Origin of the sequence: Novosphingobium sp. (assembly GCF_025351285.1) — a bacterium.
GTDB lineage: Bacteria > Pseudomonadota > Alphaproteobacteria > Sphingomonadales > Sphingomonadaceae > Novosphingobium.
This window is the reverse complement of record NZ_JANXWG010000082.1, coordinates 44425-62226: the sequence shown is the minus strand read 5'-3', so window position 1 is coordinate 62226 and position 17802 is coordinate 44425. Positions and strand designations below refer to the sequence as shown.

The following is a 17802-nucleotide window of genomic DNA, read 5'->3' as shown; positions in this document are numbered from 1 at the left end:
TCAACTGCCCCGGTAGGTCGAGTAGCCGTAAGGCGAGACGAGCAGCGGGACGTGGTAGTGGCCATCGGCCCCCGACAGGCCGAAGTCGATCACGATCACGTCGAGAAAGGGGGGATCGGTCAGCATGGCGCCTTGCCCGGTGAAATAGCTGCCGACCGTGAAAGTCAGGCGATACCGTCCGGGATCGAGCCCGGGAAACGCCTTGCAGCGCCCGTCCGCATCGGTTGCACCGGCAAACAACTGCGTTCCTGCCGCATTGGCCAGCGTGATCGCGACATGCGCTGCGGGCGCTCCGCGCGCGGTGTCGAGCACATGCGTGGATAGCGAAATCATCGCGGCGCTCCTTGGGCGATCCACTGGCCCAGCGTCCGGCGCTCGGCAGCGGTCATGCCGGTGGTGTTGCCCAGCGGCATGATCTGTGCGTCGACCGCGACCAGCTTGATCCGCGGCGCGACGGCGCGGACGTGTTCGTAGCTGTCGAGCAAGACTCCCAGCGGCGGCGAGGTAAAGGCGGCATTGGTGGGGTGCAGCGCGTGGCAAGCTGCGCAATGTGTCGCGAGGATCGGCTGAATATCGGCGAAAACGACGGCGTCGGTCGGGCCGGCCTGCGGTCTGTCGCCTGATTTTTCGAGAGAAACATAGGTCACGCTTGCCAGCGCCAGTCCTGCGGCCAGCGCCATCGCCGTGGTCGTGTTCGCGCCTTTGTGCCGCAAGTTGAAGACATGCCGAACCGCCACGCCGGTCAGCCCGATCAACGCCAGCACCAGCCACGGCCGCTGCGCGCCATAAGTCATCGGATAATGCGGGCTGAGCATCGCGAACAGCACAGGCAGCGTCATGTAGTTGTTGTGCAACGATCGCTGCTTGGCCGCCTGGCCCAGCGCCGGATCGGGCACGCGCCCCGCGACCAGATCCGCCACCACCTTGCGCTGGTTGGGGATGATCACGAAGAACACGTTGCCGACCATGACCGAACCGATCATCGCGCCGACATGAAGGTAGGCCCCGCGGGCCTGGAACAGGCCGTTCAGCGCGATCGCCGATGCCAGCAGGAGCGCAAACCAGATCACGCCGATTGCGCGGTTGTTGACCTTGAGCGGGGAACGGCACAGCAGATCGTAAGCCACCCAGCCAGCCGCCAGGAATGTCAACCCGATGCCGATGGCGGCAGGCGCAGACAGCGCAACCTTGGCGGGATCGATCAGGGTGTTCCGGGCGCCCACGTAATACACCAGCACCAGCAGCGAAAAGCCGCTGATCCAGGTCCAGTAGGCCTCCCACTTGAACCAGTGAAGCTCGTCGGGCATCTGGCTGGGCGCCACCTGGTACTTCTGGTTGTGGTAGAATCCACCGCCGTGGACCGACCACACTTCGCCCGAAGCGTCTCCATTTGCGGGCGGCTTCAAGTGATTGTCGAGCCACACGAAGTAGAACGACGAGCCGATCCAGGCGATGCCGGTGACAAGGTGCAGCCAGCGGATCGCAAGGTTTAGCCATTCGGTCAGGTCAACCGTCACGCCGCGTCCCCCAGCCGCAACCGCACGATTTTGCCGATCTGATCGATGGCGGTTGCGATTTCGGCCTCGTGCGTGTTGCCGAGGCGCTGCTCCATCGCCGCGAGGATGCCGGCCTTGTCGGTCAGGCGAACGCAGATAATGAAGGGAAAGTCGAAGCGTTCGCGGTACGCAGCGTTGAGCGCGTGGAAGCGTTCGAACTCGTCCGAGGTCAGCCGATCAAGCCCGGCCGAAGCCTGTTCGGCTTGCGAGGCGTCGGTCAGCGTGCGGTCGATCGCGGCCTTGCCGGCCAATTCGGGGTGCGCGCGGATCAGCGCGAGTTGTTCGTCGGGCGTCGCATCGTGCACCACCGCCATCACGTCGGCATGACGATCGCCCGATGACGGCCGCGCATCGGCACGCGCCTCGACCCACGCGCTGTGCTCGAACAAAGGCGCCTGCGCAGCGGTCAATGCGTCGATCCCTCAAGGCTCACATGCGCCGAGACGACCTTCCAGCCATCCGCGAACTTGACCCAGCTTTGCGTCTGGCGACCGCGGCGGTCGCTGGCAGCGCGGAAGAATTCAGCGTCCGCAGTGGCGAAGGCACCTTCGCCCCTGGCACCATAAACCGTGATTGCCACCCGGCCGAGCTTGCGCTGCGGCGATCCGCCCCGGCCCTTGCGGAATTCGCGGATCTCCTCGATCCCATAAAGCACTTCGCCCACGCCGTAGCGGTTGGTGGTGGGTGCATCGTGGAACAGCGCATCCATCGCGGGCACATCATCAGCCATCAGCGCGCGCTCGTAAGCTTCGAACGCGGCCGTCACTTCGGCCAGAAGAACGGGATCGTCGATTGTCATGCGGGGTGCACCTCCTGCCAGTGTCGGGCGATGTCGATCCGGCGCGCCACCCAGGCCTGGCCCGAAGCGAGCACGTGATCGAGAAACCGGGCCAACGCATGCGCCCGCGCGGGCCGTCCGGCGATCCGGCCGTGAAGGCCCACCGACATCATACGCCCGCCTTCGTGGGCCAGTTGGTCGAAGGTATCGCGCAAATAGCGGAAGAACGCCTCGCCCTCGGTGAAGCCGTTGAACGCCACGAACTTCATGTCGTTGGCGTCGAGCGAATAGGGCACGATCAGTTGCGCGCGCCCGTGGCGGCGGTCCCGGTACGGCAGGTCGTCGGCATAGCTGTCGGCATCGTAGACGAAGCCGCCTTCGTGCGCGACCAGCCGCGCCGTGTTGGGCGAGGTGCGGCCCTGATACCAGCCGAGCGGGCGGCTGCCTGTGATTTTCGTGTGCAGCGCGATGGCCTCGGCGATGTGCGCAACCTCGACCGCTTCGGGCACATCCTGGTAATCGAGCCAACGCAGTCCGTGGCTGGCGATTTCCCAGTCGGCGGCCAGCATCGCCTCGACTGCTTCGGGATTCAGCTCCAGCGCCTTCGCCACGCCGAACACTGTCACCGGCATTGCGCGTTCGGTGAACAGCCGGTGGAGCCGCCAGAAACCCGCGCGGCTGCCGTATTCGTAAAGGCTTTCCATCGCCATCGCGCGCGCCGGGTGGCTGGTCGCGCCGACCATTTCCGAGAGGAACCGTTCCGAACCCGCATCGCCATGATCGACGCTGCTTTCGGCGCCTTCCTCGTAGTTGATCACAAATTGCACCGCCACGCGCGCTCCGCCGGGCCAGCGCGGATCTGGCGGGTGGGCACCATAGCCGACCAGATCGCGCGTTTCGGTCATGCGTGCCAGGCTGCCAGTGCCGCAGGAACCGCCGCGCCGATCGGCAGCTTGACACCTTCCGCGCTCAGGCAGGCTTCGAGAGCACCCAGCGTCAGCAGCACCTTGTGCTTCATCGCGTTGTAACCCATCGCGCCGATCCGCCAGATTCGCCCCTGAAGCGGGCCGAACGCCGTGCCGATCTCGATCTCGAAATGCGTCCGCATCGCGGTGCGGATGCGTTCGCCGTCGATGCCTTGCGGGATGTAGACGCCCGTCACGTTGGTCATGCGGTGAGCATCATCGCCGAACAGGCTCAGCCCCATTGCGCGCAAGCCCGCGCTCATCGCGCGGCCGGCGGCGGCATGGCGAGCGTATCGCGCCTCCAGCCCTTCGCCCAGCGCGAGCCGGGCGCATTCGCGCGCGGCATACAGCATCGAGGTCGCTTCGGTGTGGTGGTTGAGCCGCTTTTCGGACCAGTAGTCCATGATCATCGCGAGATCGAAATAGTTCGATCCGATCCGCGGCCCCAGGCCGTCGCGCAGATCGTCACGGCGGATGCCCTGTTCGACGTGGCGGCGCGCGAAGATGTGCTCGGCAGCCGCGTCCGAGATCGTGATCGGCGCCGAACCCGATGGCCCGCCCAGGCACTTCTGCAAGCCGCCCGTCACCACGTCGACGCCCCAGCGGTCGGCAGCGATGTCCATGCCCGACAGCGTGGCGGTGGCATCGACATAGCTCAATGCCCCCGTCGCACGGCATAGCGCGCCGAACCCGTCGAGCGGTTGCGCCATCGTGGTCGAAGTATCGCCATGGACGCAGGCCACCACTTTTGGCTGTACCCGCGCGATGGCCTCGCCGATTGCTTCCATCGGCACGACTTTGCCCCAGGGCGCGCTGACGCGATGCACGTCGGCGCCGATCCGCGTCGAGATTTCATCGAGCAGCAGCCCGAACCGCCCGAAATCGACCACCAGCACCTTGTCCCCCGGCACCACCAGGCTGACCAGCGCGGCCTCGATCGCGGCGCGTGCGGTGCCGTCGATCAGCATCGTCCAGCGGTTCTGCGTGCCGAAGATCGGGCGGTAAAGCGCCATCACCTCGTTCATGTAATGGGTCATCTCGGGGTCGAACTGGCCGAGCAGATCGGCCGACATCGCGCGCAGCACGCGCGGATGCGCGTTGATCGGCCCAGGCCCCATCAACAGGCGCTGCGGCGGATCGATCTCGCCGATCAGGAGGGGGTCAAGCGTTGGCAAATGTTGCTCCAAGTTGTTCGATGAAGCCGAGCATGACCTGTAGCGCGATTTCCGCGTCGGCAGCATCGACATGTTCGGCCGGGTTGTGGCTGACCCCGCCCTTGCAGCGGATGAACAGCATCGCGGTGGGGCACAGCGCGGCCATCGCCATGGCATCGTGCCCGGCGCCCGAGACCAGGCGGAGGACGGGTTGGCCGGCGGCCAAAGTGGCGTGGTCGAGCAGATCCATCAGCAGCGGATCGCAAGGGCTGGCGGGCAGGTCGTGGATGCGGGAAATCGCGCAACCGAGGCTGCGCCGGTCCGCGATTTCGCGGAACGCATCGAGGATTGCGTTGGCTGCGCGATCGCGCCACGCTGCATTGCCTGACCGGACGTCGAGCGAAAACTGCGCTTGTCCCGCGATCACATTCGGCGCGCCGGGCATGGCCTCGATCCGGCCAACCGTGGCGACGAGGTCCGAAGCATCAGCACGCGCGATCGCCTCGACTGCGACGATCATCTCGGCCGCCCCGGCCAGCGCATCGTGGCGCAGAGCCATCGTCGTGGTTCCGGCGTGCCCGGCGGTGCCCTGCACCGCGATCTGATAGCGCACCTGGCTGGCGATGCCGGTGACGGTGCCGACCGCCAGATGCTCGGCTTCGAGCAGCGGACCCTGCTCGATATGCGCCTCGAAATAGGCGCGCACGCTGGCGGGTGTGCGGGCGGCGGTGAGGTAATTCCCCACATCCACTCCCGCATCGGCCAATGCAATTCCGTCCTTGTCCGCAAGGTCGAGCGCATCTGCCGCCAGCGTGCCCGCGACCGCGCGGCTGCACAGCATCGCGGCGGGAAAGCGCGAGCCTTCCTCGTCGCCGAAGGCGATGACTTCGATCGCGAAAGGCAGTCGGCGGCCGGCAGCGCGCAATGCGTCGACCGCTTCGATGCCCAGCGTGACCCCGAGCGGGCCATCGTAACGGCCCGCGTCACGCACGCTGTCGAGGTGGCTGCCGATCAGCAGCGCAGGGGCACCGGGGGTGACAGCTTCGTAACGGCCGATCAGGTTGGCGGCGGCATCGCGGCGGACGGTCATGCCGGCCGAGGTCATCCAGCCGGCCAAGGCACCTTGCGCTGCGTGATAAGCCGGGGTCAGATAGCCGCGATAAAGCCCGCCCGCCATGTCGCTGTAGGGCGCGACGCCGAGCGCATCGCAGCGGGCCACCGCGCGGGCTCCTCCACGCATTTGGCCAAGGTTCACCACGCCGCTACCCCACCGTCGCTGCGCGGATCGGTTGCGCCTTCGAGCCGCCCGTCGGCATGGCGCACGATCGCGCCGGCATGGCCCATCATTGCGGTCAGCGGGCCGACGCGTTCGACATCGTGTCCGGCGGTTTCGAGCGCGGCATATAGCGCTTCGGGGAAGCCATCCTCCAGCTTGAGCGTGGTGCTTGTCTCGCCCCAGGTCCGCCCGAGCAGCCAGCGCGGCGCGCAGATCGCGGCCTGCAAGTTCACCCCGAACCGCGCATAGCGGCTGAAAATCGCCGCCTGCGTCTGCGGCTGGCCCTCGCCGCCCATCGTGCCGTAAGCCATGACCCGGCCATCAGCGAACTTTGCGAGCGCGGGATTGAGCGTGTGGAAAGGCTTGCGACCCGGTTTGAGCGCATTCCAGCCGGTCTCGGCCAGCCGGAACGAACTGCCGCGGTTCTGCCAGGTGATCCCGGTCTGCGGCAGCACCAGCCCCGATCCGAATTCGAAATAGGTCGACTGGATCGCGCTGACCACGCGGCCTTGGCTATCGGCGGCGCCGAACCAGCAAGTGTCACCCCATTGCGGCGGCTGGGGCCAGGGCAGGGCGCGCGCCGGGTCGATGCGCGCGGCCATGGCATCGAGCGCGGCTGGGTTATCGAGCAATGCCTGCGCATCGGCGTCCATATAGGCTGGATCGCCGCAGTGCCGATCGCGCCACAGGAAGGCCTGCTTGGTCGCCTCGACCAGTCCGTGGATGTGATCGAAGTGATCGCCCCTTGCGGCGCGCAATCGGTCGAACAGCGCGAGGATCAGCAGCGACGCTGCGCCCTGCGTCGGTGGCGCGCTATTATAGAGGCGCGCGCCGGCGATCTTGGTGTTCAGTGGCGCGGGCTGTGTGGCCCGATGCGCGGCAAGGTCGGCGCGGCTGACCGGACTGCCGAGCGCAGACAGATCCTCAGCCACCAGATCGGCCAGCGTGCCGGTGTAAAAATCCTGCGGACCATGCGCGGCGATGTGGCGCAGCGTCCTCGCCAACATCGGCTGGCGCAGCGTATCGCCCTCGCGCAGCGGGCGGCCTTCGCGCTCGAAAATCGCGGCATAAGCGCCCGGCTGCCCGCGCAATTCGCCGCCCTTGGTCGCCGCGATGGCCGCTCCGCCTGCGGTGACCGCCACGCCGGCTTCGGCGTGCGCGATCGCGTCGCCAAGCAGGCGGTCGAGCGGCAGCGTGCCGCCGGCTTGTTCAAGCGCGCACCCCCACGCTGAAAGGGTCCCCGCCACGGTGTTCGCAGCCAGCGGTCCGCGCGTGGGCACTGCGTCATATCCGGTGTAAAGAGTCAGGTCGGCGTTGGCCGCAGCCCCACCGCAGCCATGAACCGCGTGAACCCGGCCGTCAGGCTCGGCGATCAGCCAGAACCCGTCGCCGCCGATCCCGGTCATGTGCGGATAGACCACCGCCAATGTCGCTGCGACCGCGACCGTCGCCTCGACCGCGTTGCCGCCGTCGCGCAGCACGCCAAGGCCCGCCTCCGCCGCAACATAGTGCGGCGCGGTGACCATGCCGTTCCGACCTGTGACTGTGGTCAACATGGCCGCATCACTTTGGCAGTGCAGCGACGAACGCTTTCACCACGGTCGCCGAATTGACCGAGGCGAGCGTCATGAACGTGTTCATCTGGTTGGCGCCGGCATCGCCGCCGGCCAGGTCCGACAAGCTGCGGAATACGATCACCGGTACGCGGTTGGCGAAAGCAACCTGCGTCACCGCTGCGCTTTCCATGTCGAGCACGCGCGCGTTCCATGCCTTGGACAGATAGTCGCGAAATTCGGCGTTGTCAGCAAACACCCCGGCGCTGACCCCGGTTCCGCCGACGACGATCTTCGGTTCATGCGCCAGGCAGCCTTTGGCTTGCCGGCTGGCGTCCGGGCCGATGCAACGCCGCAGCGCAACGCCCGCCGCAACCTTGCGCGCGAGCGCCACCAGCGCCGGATCAGCCGCAAGCGTGTAGTGCCGCCGTGCCGGTTCGGCGGCGTTGCCCACGCGGACCCCGCGCGGAAACATCATGCCGTTGTTGGCCGGTGCGATGGCATCGACCGGCTCGGGCGTCACCCAGTTGCCGGGTGTCCCGCGCGCAAACGACACTTCGAGATATTGCCCCCATTGTTCGGGCACGATTACATCCCCGATCGCCAGAGCCGGATCGACCCCGCCGGCAATGCCCGAAAAAACGATGCGCCTGACGTTGAAGCGATCGAGCACCAGTTGCGTGTTCATGGCGGCGTTGACCATGCTGACCGCGCTTTGCATCAGCACCACCGGCTTGCCCGCCATCGTGCCGGTCAGGAAGACCAACCCGTTGATATGATAGGCTTTCTGGCTTTTGATCGCGGGGACGAGCGCGTCCCATTCGGGCGGAAACGCGGTCATCACCACGGTACGCGGAGTGGCGTTGAGCCGTTGCGCGCAGGCCGGTGTCGCCAGCAATGCAAACGCCGCAAGGAACAGCAATCGGATCATGCCGCCGCGCTCATCCAGGCAAAGCGCATCACGAACAGGCCCGCCAGCACGAACAGGAACCAGTCGGCCCGCGTGGCATTGCCGCGCAGCAGTTTGAGCGCGGCGTGCGCGGTGATGCCGAAGGCCAGGCCGTTGGCGATCGAGAAGGTCAGCGGGATCATCGCCACGGTCAGAAACGCCGGGATCGCTGCCTGCGGATCGTCCCACGCGATCTCGGTCAGCGGCAGCAGCATCAGCCCGCCCACCACGATCAGCGCGGGCGCGGTTGCCGCCAGCGGCACCAGTTGCGCATAAGGCGCGACGAACATCGTCAGCAGGAACAAGACACCGGTGACGACCGCGGTCAGCCCGGTGCGCCCGCCCTCCTGCACCCCCGCGGCGCTTTCGACATAGCTGGTGACGGTGCTGGTGCCCGCCATCGAGCCGAAAATCGTGGCGGTCGCATCCGCCATCAATATGCGGTTGAGTTTGGGAATGCGCCCGTCCGGGCCGATCAGCCCGGCGCGCTTGGTCACGGCAACCAGCGTGCCGATGTTGTCGAACAAGTCGACGAACAGGAACACGAACAGGATTTCGATCAAGCCCAGCCCGTGTCCGCCACCAACGCCGAATACACCCGGCAGGTCGAGCTTGAACGCGGTGCCGGTCAGCGCAGCGAGGGTATAGGGTTCGGGCTTCATCACGACTTGCCCGAACAGCCAGCCGACGAATGTCGTCGCCACGATCCCGACCAGCATCGCGCCGCGCACGTTCCACACACTCAGCACCGCGATCGTCAGCAGGCCGAACAGCGCCAGTTCCGCACCCGGCGCCTTGAGATTGCCAAGCGCCACGAACGTGGCTGGATCGGCCACGATGATCCCGGCGTTCTTCAGCCCGATGAAGCCGATGAACAGCCCGATGCCCCCGGCCACCGCTGAAAACAGGTGCGATGGGATCACCGCCACGATCAGTTGCCGCACGCCCGTCAGCGTCAGCAGCAGAAACGCGCATCCCGAAATGAACACGCAGCCCAGCGCAATCGGCCAGGGCACGCCCATGTGCTGCACGACGGTAAAGCTGAAATAGGCGTTGAGCCCCATGCCCGGCGCGAGCGCCAGCGGCACGTTCGCAACGCAGCCCATCAGGATCGACGCGAACGCCGCCGCCAGGCACGTCGCCGCCGCCACAGAAGCCACCGGCATCCCCGCCTGGCCCAGGATCGCCGGGTTGACGAGCACGACATAGGCCATCGTCAGGAAGGTCGTGGCGCCCGCCAGCACTTCGGTGCGCACCGAAGTGCCGCGCGCGCTGAGCGTGAAGGTGCGTTCGAGGAAGCCGCCATCTGGTGCGCCGGATTGGGCCAGCGGTGCCGGCGTCGATGCTGTCATGCGGAGTCCCCCGTGAATGGTCCGGGCTCGAATGGTTCGGGCTCGAATGATTCGGGCGCCGAAAACCCGATCACACCTTGCGCTTCGAGCATCGCAGCAAACCCGAACAGCGCCGCTTCGCCACCGCGCCGCCCGATCAGTTGCAGCCCCAACGGCAGCCGGCCCGGGCGCAGCAGCGGAACCGCCAGCGCGGGCAATCCGGCAAAACTGATCGACTGGGTATGAATGCCCAGATCGGATCGGGCAGGCCGCATCTCCCCGTCGATGCGGATCGTCGGATCGTCGATCAGCGGCGCCACGCAAGGCGCGGACGGGGCGATCAGCACGTCGAAATCGGCGATGCACGCGTCGATCCTGGCGCAGAAGTCGGCGCGGAAGGCTTGCGCCGCGTCGTAAAGTTTGCGCGGGACCAGCGCGCCCGCGATCAGACGGTCACGCGTGGCGGAATCGAATGCCATCGCATCGCGCGCCAGTGCGGCGCGGTGCAGTGTCCCGCCTTCGTAAGCCGTGATCAGGAACGCAGCCGAACGCGCGCGGGCAATATCGGGCAAATCGATGACCGGAGCATCGCCGGCGATCGCGGCAATGGCGGCCGATTGATCGGGGTCCAGGTTTTCGGCAAAACGCCCGCCCAGCCGGGCAAGCCGATAGGGCGGTGCGGCATCTGCCACAGCAGCGCCGCGCAAAACGTCCCAGACGCAGCGCAAATCCGCCACTGAACGCGCGAACGGCCCCACATCGTCGAAGCTTTCGGCGAAGGGGAACACGCCCGCCATCGGCAAGCTGCCATGCGTGGGCTTCAGGCCATAAACGCCGCACAAGCTGGCCGGAACGCGGATCGATCCGTTGGTGTCCGAACCAAGCGAAAACGGCAGCATCCCCGCCGCGACCGCCGCCGCCGATCCGCCCGACGATCCCCCCGCCAATCGCGCGCGGTCGTGCGGGTTGCGCGTGGTGCCGTACGTCGCGTTGATCGTCGCGAAGCCATAGGCGAATTCGTCCATGTTGAGCGTGGCCACCAGCACCGCACCGGCCTTGCGCAACCGTTGCAACGCCACTGCATCGGCTGCCGCCGGCCCGGCATCGGCATAGATCGCCGATCCCGCCGTGGTCGGCAGGCCTGCCACGTCGAACAGATCCTTGACGCCATACGGAACACCGGCAAGCACTCCGGGATTGTGCCCGGCGGCGGTTGCGGCATCGATCAAGGCTGCCTCCGCCCGCGCGCGATCGGGCAGCAACTGCGTTACCGCATTCAGCCCGCCCTGCGCGAGCCCATCCGCGGCAAGTCGGGCGATGATGGTTTCGACAACGCTTGCCGCACCGACATGTCCCGCGCGGATTTCGCCCCCGATCTGGACGGTGTGCATCATGAAGCGCGTGATCGGCTGTTGTCGTCGGCCAGGATCGCAGCGTGGCGGTCTAGCACCTCGAGATTGGCCAAAACGCCGGGCATGCAGGCATCCGCGATCGGAAGGTCGAGCGCCTTGGCAGCAGCCAGGACTTCTGCCTTGACCCGGGGTATCGAAGCGCTTGCGGATTTCGGCATCTCAAAGCCCCCCAACCTCGCACCCCCTTGCGGGCCCAATCGCTGGCCGGATGATACTCTCGGATAGCGACCGGTCCGTCGATCGCAAAAAGGATTGCTTCGGTTGAATGCCCATGTCGAGCGTCATGCACGCGTTGCCGCAACCGATCCAATGCAATGATGGAGCCGCAGCGTTGCAAAAAAGTGATCGCGAGTGGGGTTTTTGCCTTTCGGCCAGACCGATCCTGCCGCGTTCGCTAAGCCGCACCACTGCAAACAGTGTAACAGGGGATCTGAAACGTCGGGTGGTAAAGTCCCGATTTGAATTGCGTGCCAGCATTTCCGCGCTGGCCGCTAACCCTCGCGGGATTCCCTTGACGCGGAACAAATGGTGCCAGAAGAGGGACCGTGATGTGTCGACAAAGCGTTATATCGCAATGCTTTATTGCGATTTTTCGATTTTCGATACCGTCGATAATACCGTCTTGGCATCGGCGTTGGGCCTCGATGAGGACTCAAATCGCTGCGGACGATCTATTTCGGATCAATCCGCGACACCAAAATTTATTTTGCGGCCTGCCGACGATTTCCCGCCTGAGAGCGGTGAAAAACCGAATCAAGCCACAGCCATTGACGTGACCGTGGAAGGTGCAATCAGCCCCTCCAGTTGTTGCTCAACCGCTCTCTTGCCAGCAACCAGATCAACGCTTGCAATCCGCAGGCGTTCATCGCCTTCCATCATGCCGTAACCTGCATCCAGCGCCTCACTGCCAAGGCTGGCGTGATGAGGATAGAGCAGCATCACCTCCCCGCACTGGTACAGACGAGCATAAGCCATCATCTGGTAGACATCGGACTGCGAAACGCCGCGCTTCTTGTCTTCTGGATTTCGGCCGATCAACTTCCATTTGGTATCGATCACCATCACGACCTGCCCATTCCGCTTGATGAGAATGTCCGGTGTCGTCTGGAAACGTTCTTTGCCGCCATCACCCTCCTCCATCAGACAATAGCGCAATCCGCCCTGCGAATGGACCGTCAGATCGCTACCCAGCAGCGCACGCCGCGCAAGTGCGGCGATGTAGGCCTCGAACAAGTCGTTCATGGCGAACAACAGGGTGATCCCCTGGCCCGCCTTTGCGTCGTGGTTAGTGCGTTGCCATTCACGTTTCAAAAACAGCTTTGCCAGCCCGTAAAGCGTCTCCCAGCGGCGATTGGTCCGATCTATCCGCACTTGCGCCCATGGCAGAGCATTGACCGGAACGTCACTCACCTCGGCTAGGAGAAATCGCAACTCATCAAGGCGTCGCTGTGTCTCCAATACGCGCGCGTGGCGGCGCAACATAAGCACGCAGGCCTTCATGACACGCAGCAACGGCGTGTCCGGCAGCAGTGTATCAAAACGGCAGGCCAGTCGGTCCGGTCGGACCGCATTGTGCGTAAACTGCCGGATGACATCGAGCCGCCCGCGCAACGCGGCGAGATTCTCTTCCTGCGCCATATAGGCGCGGGGAAGGCCGCGCCGGGCCTCAGCCAGCAGGCGATCAGCGAATAAGCGGATCAGGATGTCGAGCAGGGTTTCATTTTGCCGCGCCATAGCCAGGGCCTGCCCATCGCCGAGCTTGAGCCCGAGCGCGATGTCGAGCATGGAAACAAGACGGGTGCGGATGGTTTCATCATTATCATCCGACGTAGCATCGATCTTCGGCAGAATCTCAAGGCTGCACCCCGGCGCGGCAATCACGCCGACAGCCTGCTGCGCCCATATCTCGGTATAGCGATCTACAAGAATATTGGTCCCGGAACGGTTCGCCAACGGGTGAGATCGAGCGGCAAGCAACAGGGCATTCGCCTGACTACGGGTAAACGCCCGTTCAGCTGCTGGACCGGTGCCGTTGTGAACAGCAACCCGGCCCCATTCGTGGGCGCAGAGGTGTGTCACTGGCCTCTTTTCAGGTTCAAGGAGGGGAGCTTGCTGGCAAGGCTGCCCGCTGATTGTGCCGCATCCTTGGCCCATCCCGAGACAGTCTGACCGGCCTTTTGCAGGCTGAAGGCGCTTTCTTCCTCCAGCACGCGGGCAACGGCATCCAGGGCGAGTTCTTCGCGTTCATCCATTTTGCCATCAGCCTCGGCAACCTCGCGCAGGAAGGCCATCAACTCCGCCTGCATGGCTTGCGGATTACAGTCGGGATTGTCCGCCTGAAATGATGCGATTGCCTTTGCAATATCCTTGACCCGGGCAGCATCTACGCCCTGAAAAATCACCTCCAGCGCATGTGTCACGTAGCAGGTATCAAGGCCCCAATCCTGAATGAAATGACGCGCAATCGTAGCTTTCTCGACATCATCAATCTGGCCATCGATGGCTGAAATTCGAGCAGCTAGACCACCTATCAGGTCAAACAGACTTGCGGCCAGTAAGTCCATTGGCGTGTTGAGAAAATGCGGAATGACATCAACTCGGCTTCCAGAATAGCTCCGGAACAGGCGCGTAACGCCATAATATGCGCCGCCAGAGGCAACCGCCGCAGCGGCCACCCATCCCACTGGCGTTGCAGCCGCAGCACCGAAGCCAATGGCGGCAAGCAGGCCTTTCGATGCAAAGAATGTACCCGCCACCATTGGTGACGCGGCGACTGTAGCGCCGGTCGCAGCCATGCCGCCCACGTCCCAGACTTCTTGCAGCGATTTTTTACCCGGAGCGACGTGTAAGCGTCTTCTCCGATGCCAAGCCGCAGCTTGAAGCGCAAAGGATCAGCGACAACGCAGGTCACGCTAGAAAATCGGGCTTCCAGTTCGGCTTGCACGATCATGCCGCTGCTTCAGGCACCATGGCACGAAGCCGATGCTCGAAATCTGTCATTCTGTCACGGATCGCGGCATTGCCAAGATCAGCGACTGCGCCTCTGGCGAGACCGAGCGCCATGAGAAGCGGGGTGAATACCGCCGCCAGTGCAGCGCCGAAAAATGGAATGGCTCCAATGAGCGATCCGATGACAAAGCCTGCGATCAGGCCAAAACTGCTGTTCGGAAACTGCCTGAACAAATCGAATATGAACCCCAGAACATGCCGCCCTATGGCAATGACAGTGTCACCGGCCTTGGCCGAGATGTCAGCCATGCCGATCAGGATAGATTTGGCGTCCGCAGAAATGGCGAGCTGCTCAATCCGGTTTCTAAGGTCGGCGTGAGAAGGAGTGGTGAGTGCGGACATCTATTGTTCTCCATCACATAGATCAAATCTGGGACTACCCTGCCATTCGCCCCGCACGACCAACCCAACGGTGGTCGGTTGATATGGGCGCTGCATCACGGGTGGAACCGGGCAATGACGCGATCAGCATGATCGGACAGGCTTGGCGGGAAGCTGGTCAGCCATTCACGCCATGAACAAGCGGCGAATCGGACTGTTGAACCGGTTACCCCTCCGGCGAACTTGGCGATTTCGAATCGGTGGTCAGCAAATGCCTGGGCTTTAATGGCGCGGCCTTCCGTAGGCTCAGCAAAGAGGTAGAGCAGCACCGGCGACTTTCCCCGTCGCTTTGCCTCGGTCACCAAACCATAGCCGTGCTTCACCAGTTGCGCCGCATCGAGATGACGAAAGGCCGCTGGTTCCGCCAGCAAGTGGTCACGCATCGCGCACCAAGGCTCCATACCCTCATCCCAATGGTGCGAAGAGTATTTGGGCGACAGTTTTGCCAGCTTGGAATCGCGGAAAGGCTCGAAGCGCTTCGATTCAACGCCGATCAGCTGTGTTGCAGTTTCGACGGCAGCATCAAGCCAAGGGTGGCGCCCACCCGCCCATGGGAAACGCATCTGACGCTCAATATCGACGGTCAGCGCGGGCCAATCTAGATCATCCAGGCACGGAAACGGCGGCAACGTGCCCGGACTTTCGAGAAAGGGGCCGAAGCCATTGACCGCCAGAGCCGAGCTGCTTTCGGGACTGCCAAACTTGCCCGAGGCCAACTCTTGGCCTGCCGCCGCGCCGAGCGCAGTAGCAACCCGCTCGACAGACACACCGGGAAGGAGATGGCTGGCCAGTTCGTTGATCATCCTTGGGACTCTGCCGCAACGTCTGCTACCTTGCCGATCAACTGCGCGAATGCATCATGAGGAAAACGATCGCTTCCGTCCGGCTGCTTTTCCAAGCACACGAACCAGCTCTTGCGATCCTCACCCTCGCCAAGTGGGCACTTCAGGGTAACGGACCCGATGAAGCCGTCACCGAGCACCCCATGGATACGGCTCCAGTCCTCGAAGAAGTATTCCTGCAATAGCGGAATAACCTTGTCGCGCATGGCGGCGTGGACCTGTTCGGCTGTCTTGCAGCCTATGAAGAAGGCGTGCCCAATGCGGTGTTCCCGGTCGATTAGATACTCGATCCGCTGATTGATTGCCGTCAACACTGCCTTCAGGTCGATGCCCTCGACCACGCCCAGCAGGCCAGGTTCTGGAGCCATCTCCCGAAAATTGAATCGCCGCCGCAACGCAGTATCCAGCAGCGCGATGGACCGGTCTGCCGTGTTCATCGTGCCGATGATGTGGAGATTGGATGGTACGCCAAAATCCCGCTTCTTCGAATACGGCAATGTGAGCGTCAGCCAGTTGTCCATACCAAGCCGCTTGTCGGGTTCGATAAGCGTAATGAGTTCGCCGAAAACCTTGGAGATATTGGCGCGATTGATCTCGTCGATAATCAGCACAAACTGGTCAGGTAAGGTTTCGCTCAGAGGCGCTACCTCGCTGTCACTGTCGCCAGCAATCAACCGGCCTAGCGCGGGAAGATTAACGCACTTTGTCGGCAGTGAGTACAGCGTGCGCATGGTGAAATTGCCATCGACGATCGTGTCGAGTGGCAAAGGTTCGTCCAGGGTCAGGAGCCAGCGCACATCGCGGCGGTGGGCGTAATAGCCCTCAGCCGAAGGTTCAAACCGATAGTCGCCAGTGACCTCAGCAATCGCCCGAAACGCAGTATTGCCATAGGGCACAATGACAATGTCACCGATCTGCATTTCACAGCGAAACGGCCACGTCTGGGTCCAGTTACTAGGCGTCGTGTCCTCGGGGTTTTGCGCAAGCCATTCAGCCTTGATCGCTTCGAAGGTGGAGAACCGCTCATCGCTCCAATCGATGGAACCGCCCCAGCCAAGCGTGACGTAATTGTTGGCCACAGCGGAGTCGTAGACGTCATCCTCGGTGCCAATGGCACCTTGTCCCATTTTCCAGAATCGGCGACCGGCGAAGTCGTAGCCGGTCGCCGCAGCCGAAGGTGCCGTTCGAGTGCGGGCCTGGTCGGCCAATGCGCATATTTCCCGAAAGATACCGGCACGGGCTTCGAGCCGAAATCCCGCAGAACCGCCCTCATTTTCGCCAGTCTCTGGCCGCAGGCCTTCGACAAAGGTTTCATAGTCATAATTCTGGTGGAATGTGACGAAGGCAATCCGCTTCTCAGTTTCCAACTCGCGATAACGCGTCATCAGCGCCTTCCGACCCTCTTCCGTGGAAGGATACGCTGCATCCGGGTCACAGAGCTTCACGGCTTCGAGTGCCGTGCGATATGTTTTCCCCGTGCCTGGTGGCCCATAGAGAATGAGGTTTTGTGGGTCTGGTCTTACGTCGGCCATCGGAATGGCTCCTTCAGATAATACGAATGTCAGCTTTCTGGTCGTGCTCTGCTTTGGTCCCTCGGCAATCGGGGGCGGCACTTTGGCCAGCTCAAGAAACTTTCTGCCTTCAAGCGCCTGACAGATGTTTGGCCATGCCATATGCAGGCCCATCTCATTGTTCAGCGGGCCGACAACGATGGTGACACGATCATCGCCCCGCTTTCTGGCAGGTTCGATATATCGCTCCAGCACATATTGCCGGATGCGGTCCGCTTGCGTTTCCTTGTCATCAATGGCTGTTTCGTCGGGCCAATAACCCGGACGAGCTGGCTGCGGCGGCAGCCAGCCGAGGATCGTTTTTTCCGCCCCCTCAATAACTGCCCGGAATTCGTCGACAGACGTTTCGTCAAATTGAAATGTGCCCGTCAGGTCCAGCAGGTCGTGCTGATGGCTGAATTCGATAAATCCGCCATTCTTCCGCAACTGCACGCTGCCAAGGGTTCCGGCTGCCTTGTCCTCTCCCGGAGACCGGCGACCGAACCGTATCTCCGGGATGTTGGTGTGATACCAATCTAGCCCGGCGTCATGGACCGCCCGTGCCATGCCACAGAAGGCGGTGCGCTCTTCATCGGACCAATGCTTGCGGGCCTCCCGGAAACGAGGATCGCCATCGAAGCGCTTGAAGAGATCGTGGCAGCCGAGGGTATCATCATTCTCGTCGGTCAGGTCGTCGTTCGCCTTGGCGGCCTTTCCCCCAAGAAAACGACCATATTGCGCCAGCCAACTGTTCCAGTTGGATAGTCGGTTTAACGGCTTTTCCGAATCCGGCATAAGGATGCGATAGTCATTGCCGCCAGCTTTGGCTTCCTGCCGCATATTTCGGATGCGTTCGCGCAACTGCGCAAAGCCATCCGCAGCATGTGCCGCCGCAAGATCGCGGTGCGGCGATCCGAGTGCCGCAAGGTTCTTTTCGATGGTCTTGACGGCATGGACCCGCGAATTTCGCCCTGCTTGGGTTTTGGCGCCCCCGGCTTCCAACCAAGCCCGAAATTCAGCCTCACGCATTTCCGCCCCTTCCGCGA

The 17802-nt window shown here is 63.4% G+C and carries 17 protein-coding genes; all 17 read right to left on the bottom strand.

What is annotated here, in order from left to right; genetic code table 11:
- The 17 genes from uraH to Q0R16_RS09865 all read right to left on the bottom strand — a co-directional run bounded on the left by uraH (window position 1) and on the right by Q0R16_RS09865 (window position 17785).
- The gene (gene uraH, locus Q0R16_RS09945; protein WP_295635734.1) at window positions 1-333 is read right to left on the bottom strand and encodes a hydroxyisourate hydrolase; all 333 of its coding nucleotides are present in this window, start codon (window positions 331-333) and stop codon (window positions 1-3) included.
- On the bottom strand, window positions 330-1517 hold the full coding sequence (locus Q0R16_RS09940) for a urate hydroxylase PuuD (RefSeq protein WP_295635733.1): 1188 nt from the start codon (window positions 1515-1517) through the stop codon (window positions 330-332). Before Q0R16_RS09940 ends, uraH begins: the two co-directional genes overlap by 4 nt.
- A complete protein-coding gene (gene uraD / locus Q0R16_RS09935) occupies window positions 1514-1966 on the bottom strand; it encodes a 2-oxo-4-hydroxy-4-carboxy-5-ureidoimidazoline decarboxylase (RefSeq protein ID WP_295635732.1) in 453 nt (150 codons plus the stop codon). Before uraD ends, Q0R16_RS09940 begins: the two co-directional genes overlap by 4 nt.
- Window positions 1963-2355 carry an oxalurate catabolism protein HpxZ gene (hpxZ, locus tag Q0R16_RS09930; RefSeq protein ID WP_295635731.1) on the bottom strand — a complete coding sequence of 131 codons (393 nt, stop codon included), beginning with the start codon at window positions 2353-2355 and terminating at the stop codon, window positions 1963-1965. The genes uraD and hpxZ overlap by 4 nt, the downstream gene beginning before the upstream one ends.
- Entirely contained in the window at window positions 2352-3239 is an 888-nt protein-coding gene (gene puuE, locus Q0R16_RS09925) for an allantoinase PuuE (RefSeq protein ID WP_295635730.1), read from the bottom strand. The genes hpxZ and puuE overlap by 4 nt, the downstream gene beginning before the upstream one ends.
- A complete protein-coding gene (locus Q0R16_RS09920) occupies window positions 3236-4474 on the bottom strand; it encodes an alanine--glyoxylate aminotransferase family protein (protein WP_295635729.1) in 1239 nt (412 codons plus the stop codon). The genes puuE and Q0R16_RS09920 overlap by 4 nt, the downstream gene beginning before the upstream one ends.
- Window positions 4461-5693, bottom strand: coding sequence for an allantoate amidohydrolase (locus Q0R16_RS09915; RefSeq protein ID WP_295635728.1), 1233 nt, complete (start codon window positions 5691-5693; stop codon window positions 4461-4463). Before Q0R16_RS09915 ends, Q0R16_RS09920 begins: the two co-directional genes overlap by 14 nt.
- A gap of 11 nt (window positions 5694-5704) precedes the next feature.
- Window positions 5705-7285 (bottom strand): gamma-glutamyltransferase, encoded by a 1581-nt coding sequence (locus Q0R16_RS09910; RefSeq protein WP_295635727.1) that lies wholly within the window; start codon window positions 7283-7285, stop codon window positions 5705-5707.
- 7 nt (window positions 7286-7292) lie between these two features.
- Window positions 7293-8213 carry a 5'-methylthioadenosine/S-adenosylhomocysteine nucleosidase gene (locus Q0R16_RS09905; RefSeq protein ID WP_295635726.1) on the bottom strand — a complete coding sequence of 307 codons (921 nt, stop codon included), beginning with the start codon at window positions 8211-8213 and terminating at the stop codon, window positions 7293-7295.
- Window positions 8210-9583 carry an NCS2 family permease gene (locus Q0R16_RS09900; RefSeq protein ID WP_295635725.1) on the bottom strand — a complete coding sequence of 458 codons (1374 nt, stop codon included), beginning with the start codon at window positions 9581-9583 and terminating at the stop codon, window positions 8210-8212. Before Q0R16_RS09900 ends, Q0R16_RS09905 begins: the two co-directional genes overlap by 4 nt.
- Entirely contained in the window at window positions 9580-10956 is a 1377-nt protein-coding gene (locus Q0R16_RS09895) for an AtzE family amidohydrolase (protein ID WP_295635724.1), read from the bottom strand. The genes Q0R16_RS09900 and Q0R16_RS09895 overlap by 4 nt, the downstream gene beginning before the upstream one ends.
- On the bottom strand, window positions 10953-11132 hold the full coding sequence (locus Q0R16_RS09890; RefSeq protein ID WP_295635723.1) for an AtzG-like protein: 180 nt from the start codon (window positions 11130-11132) through the stop codon (window positions 10953-10955). The genes Q0R16_RS09895 and Q0R16_RS09890 overlap by 4 nt, the downstream gene beginning before the upstream one ends.
- 595 nt (window positions 11133-11727) lie before the next feature.
- Window positions 11728-12927 carry an McrC family protein gene (locus Q0R16_RS09885; protein WP_295635722.1) on the bottom strand — a complete coding sequence of 400 codons (1200 nt, stop codon included), beginning with the start codon at window positions 12925-12927 and terminating at the stop codon, window positions 11728-11730.
- A 122-nt stretch (window positions 12928-13049) separates the two neighbouring features.
- Window positions 13050-13769: a TerB family tellurite resistance protein gene (locus Q0R16_RS09880; RefSeq protein WP_295635721.1), complete on the bottom strand. Its 720-nt coding sequence runs from the start codon at window positions 13767-13769 to the stop codon at window positions 13050-13052.
- 151 nt (window positions 13770-13920) lie between these two features.
- Complete coding sequence (locus Q0R16_RS09875) at window positions 13921-14325, bottom strand: hypothetical protein (protein ID WP_295635720.1); 405 nt, start codon at window positions 14323-14325, stop codon at window positions 13921-13923.
- Window positions 14326-14420: 95 nt separating this feature from the next.
- Window positions 14421-15167, bottom strand: a complete 747-nt coding sequence (locus Q0R16_RS09870) for a hypothetical protein (protein ID WP_295635719.1) — start codon at window positions 15165-15167, stop codon at window positions 14421-14423.
- Window positions 15164-17785: an AAA family ATPase gene (locus tag Q0R16_RS09865; protein WP_295635718.1), complete on the bottom strand. Its 2622-nt coding sequence runs from the start codon at window positions 17783-17785 to the stop codon at window positions 15164-15166. The genes Q0R16_RS09870 and Q0R16_RS09865 overlap by 4 nt, the downstream gene beginning before the upstream one ends.
- Window positions 17786-17802 lie beyond the last annotated feature (17 nt).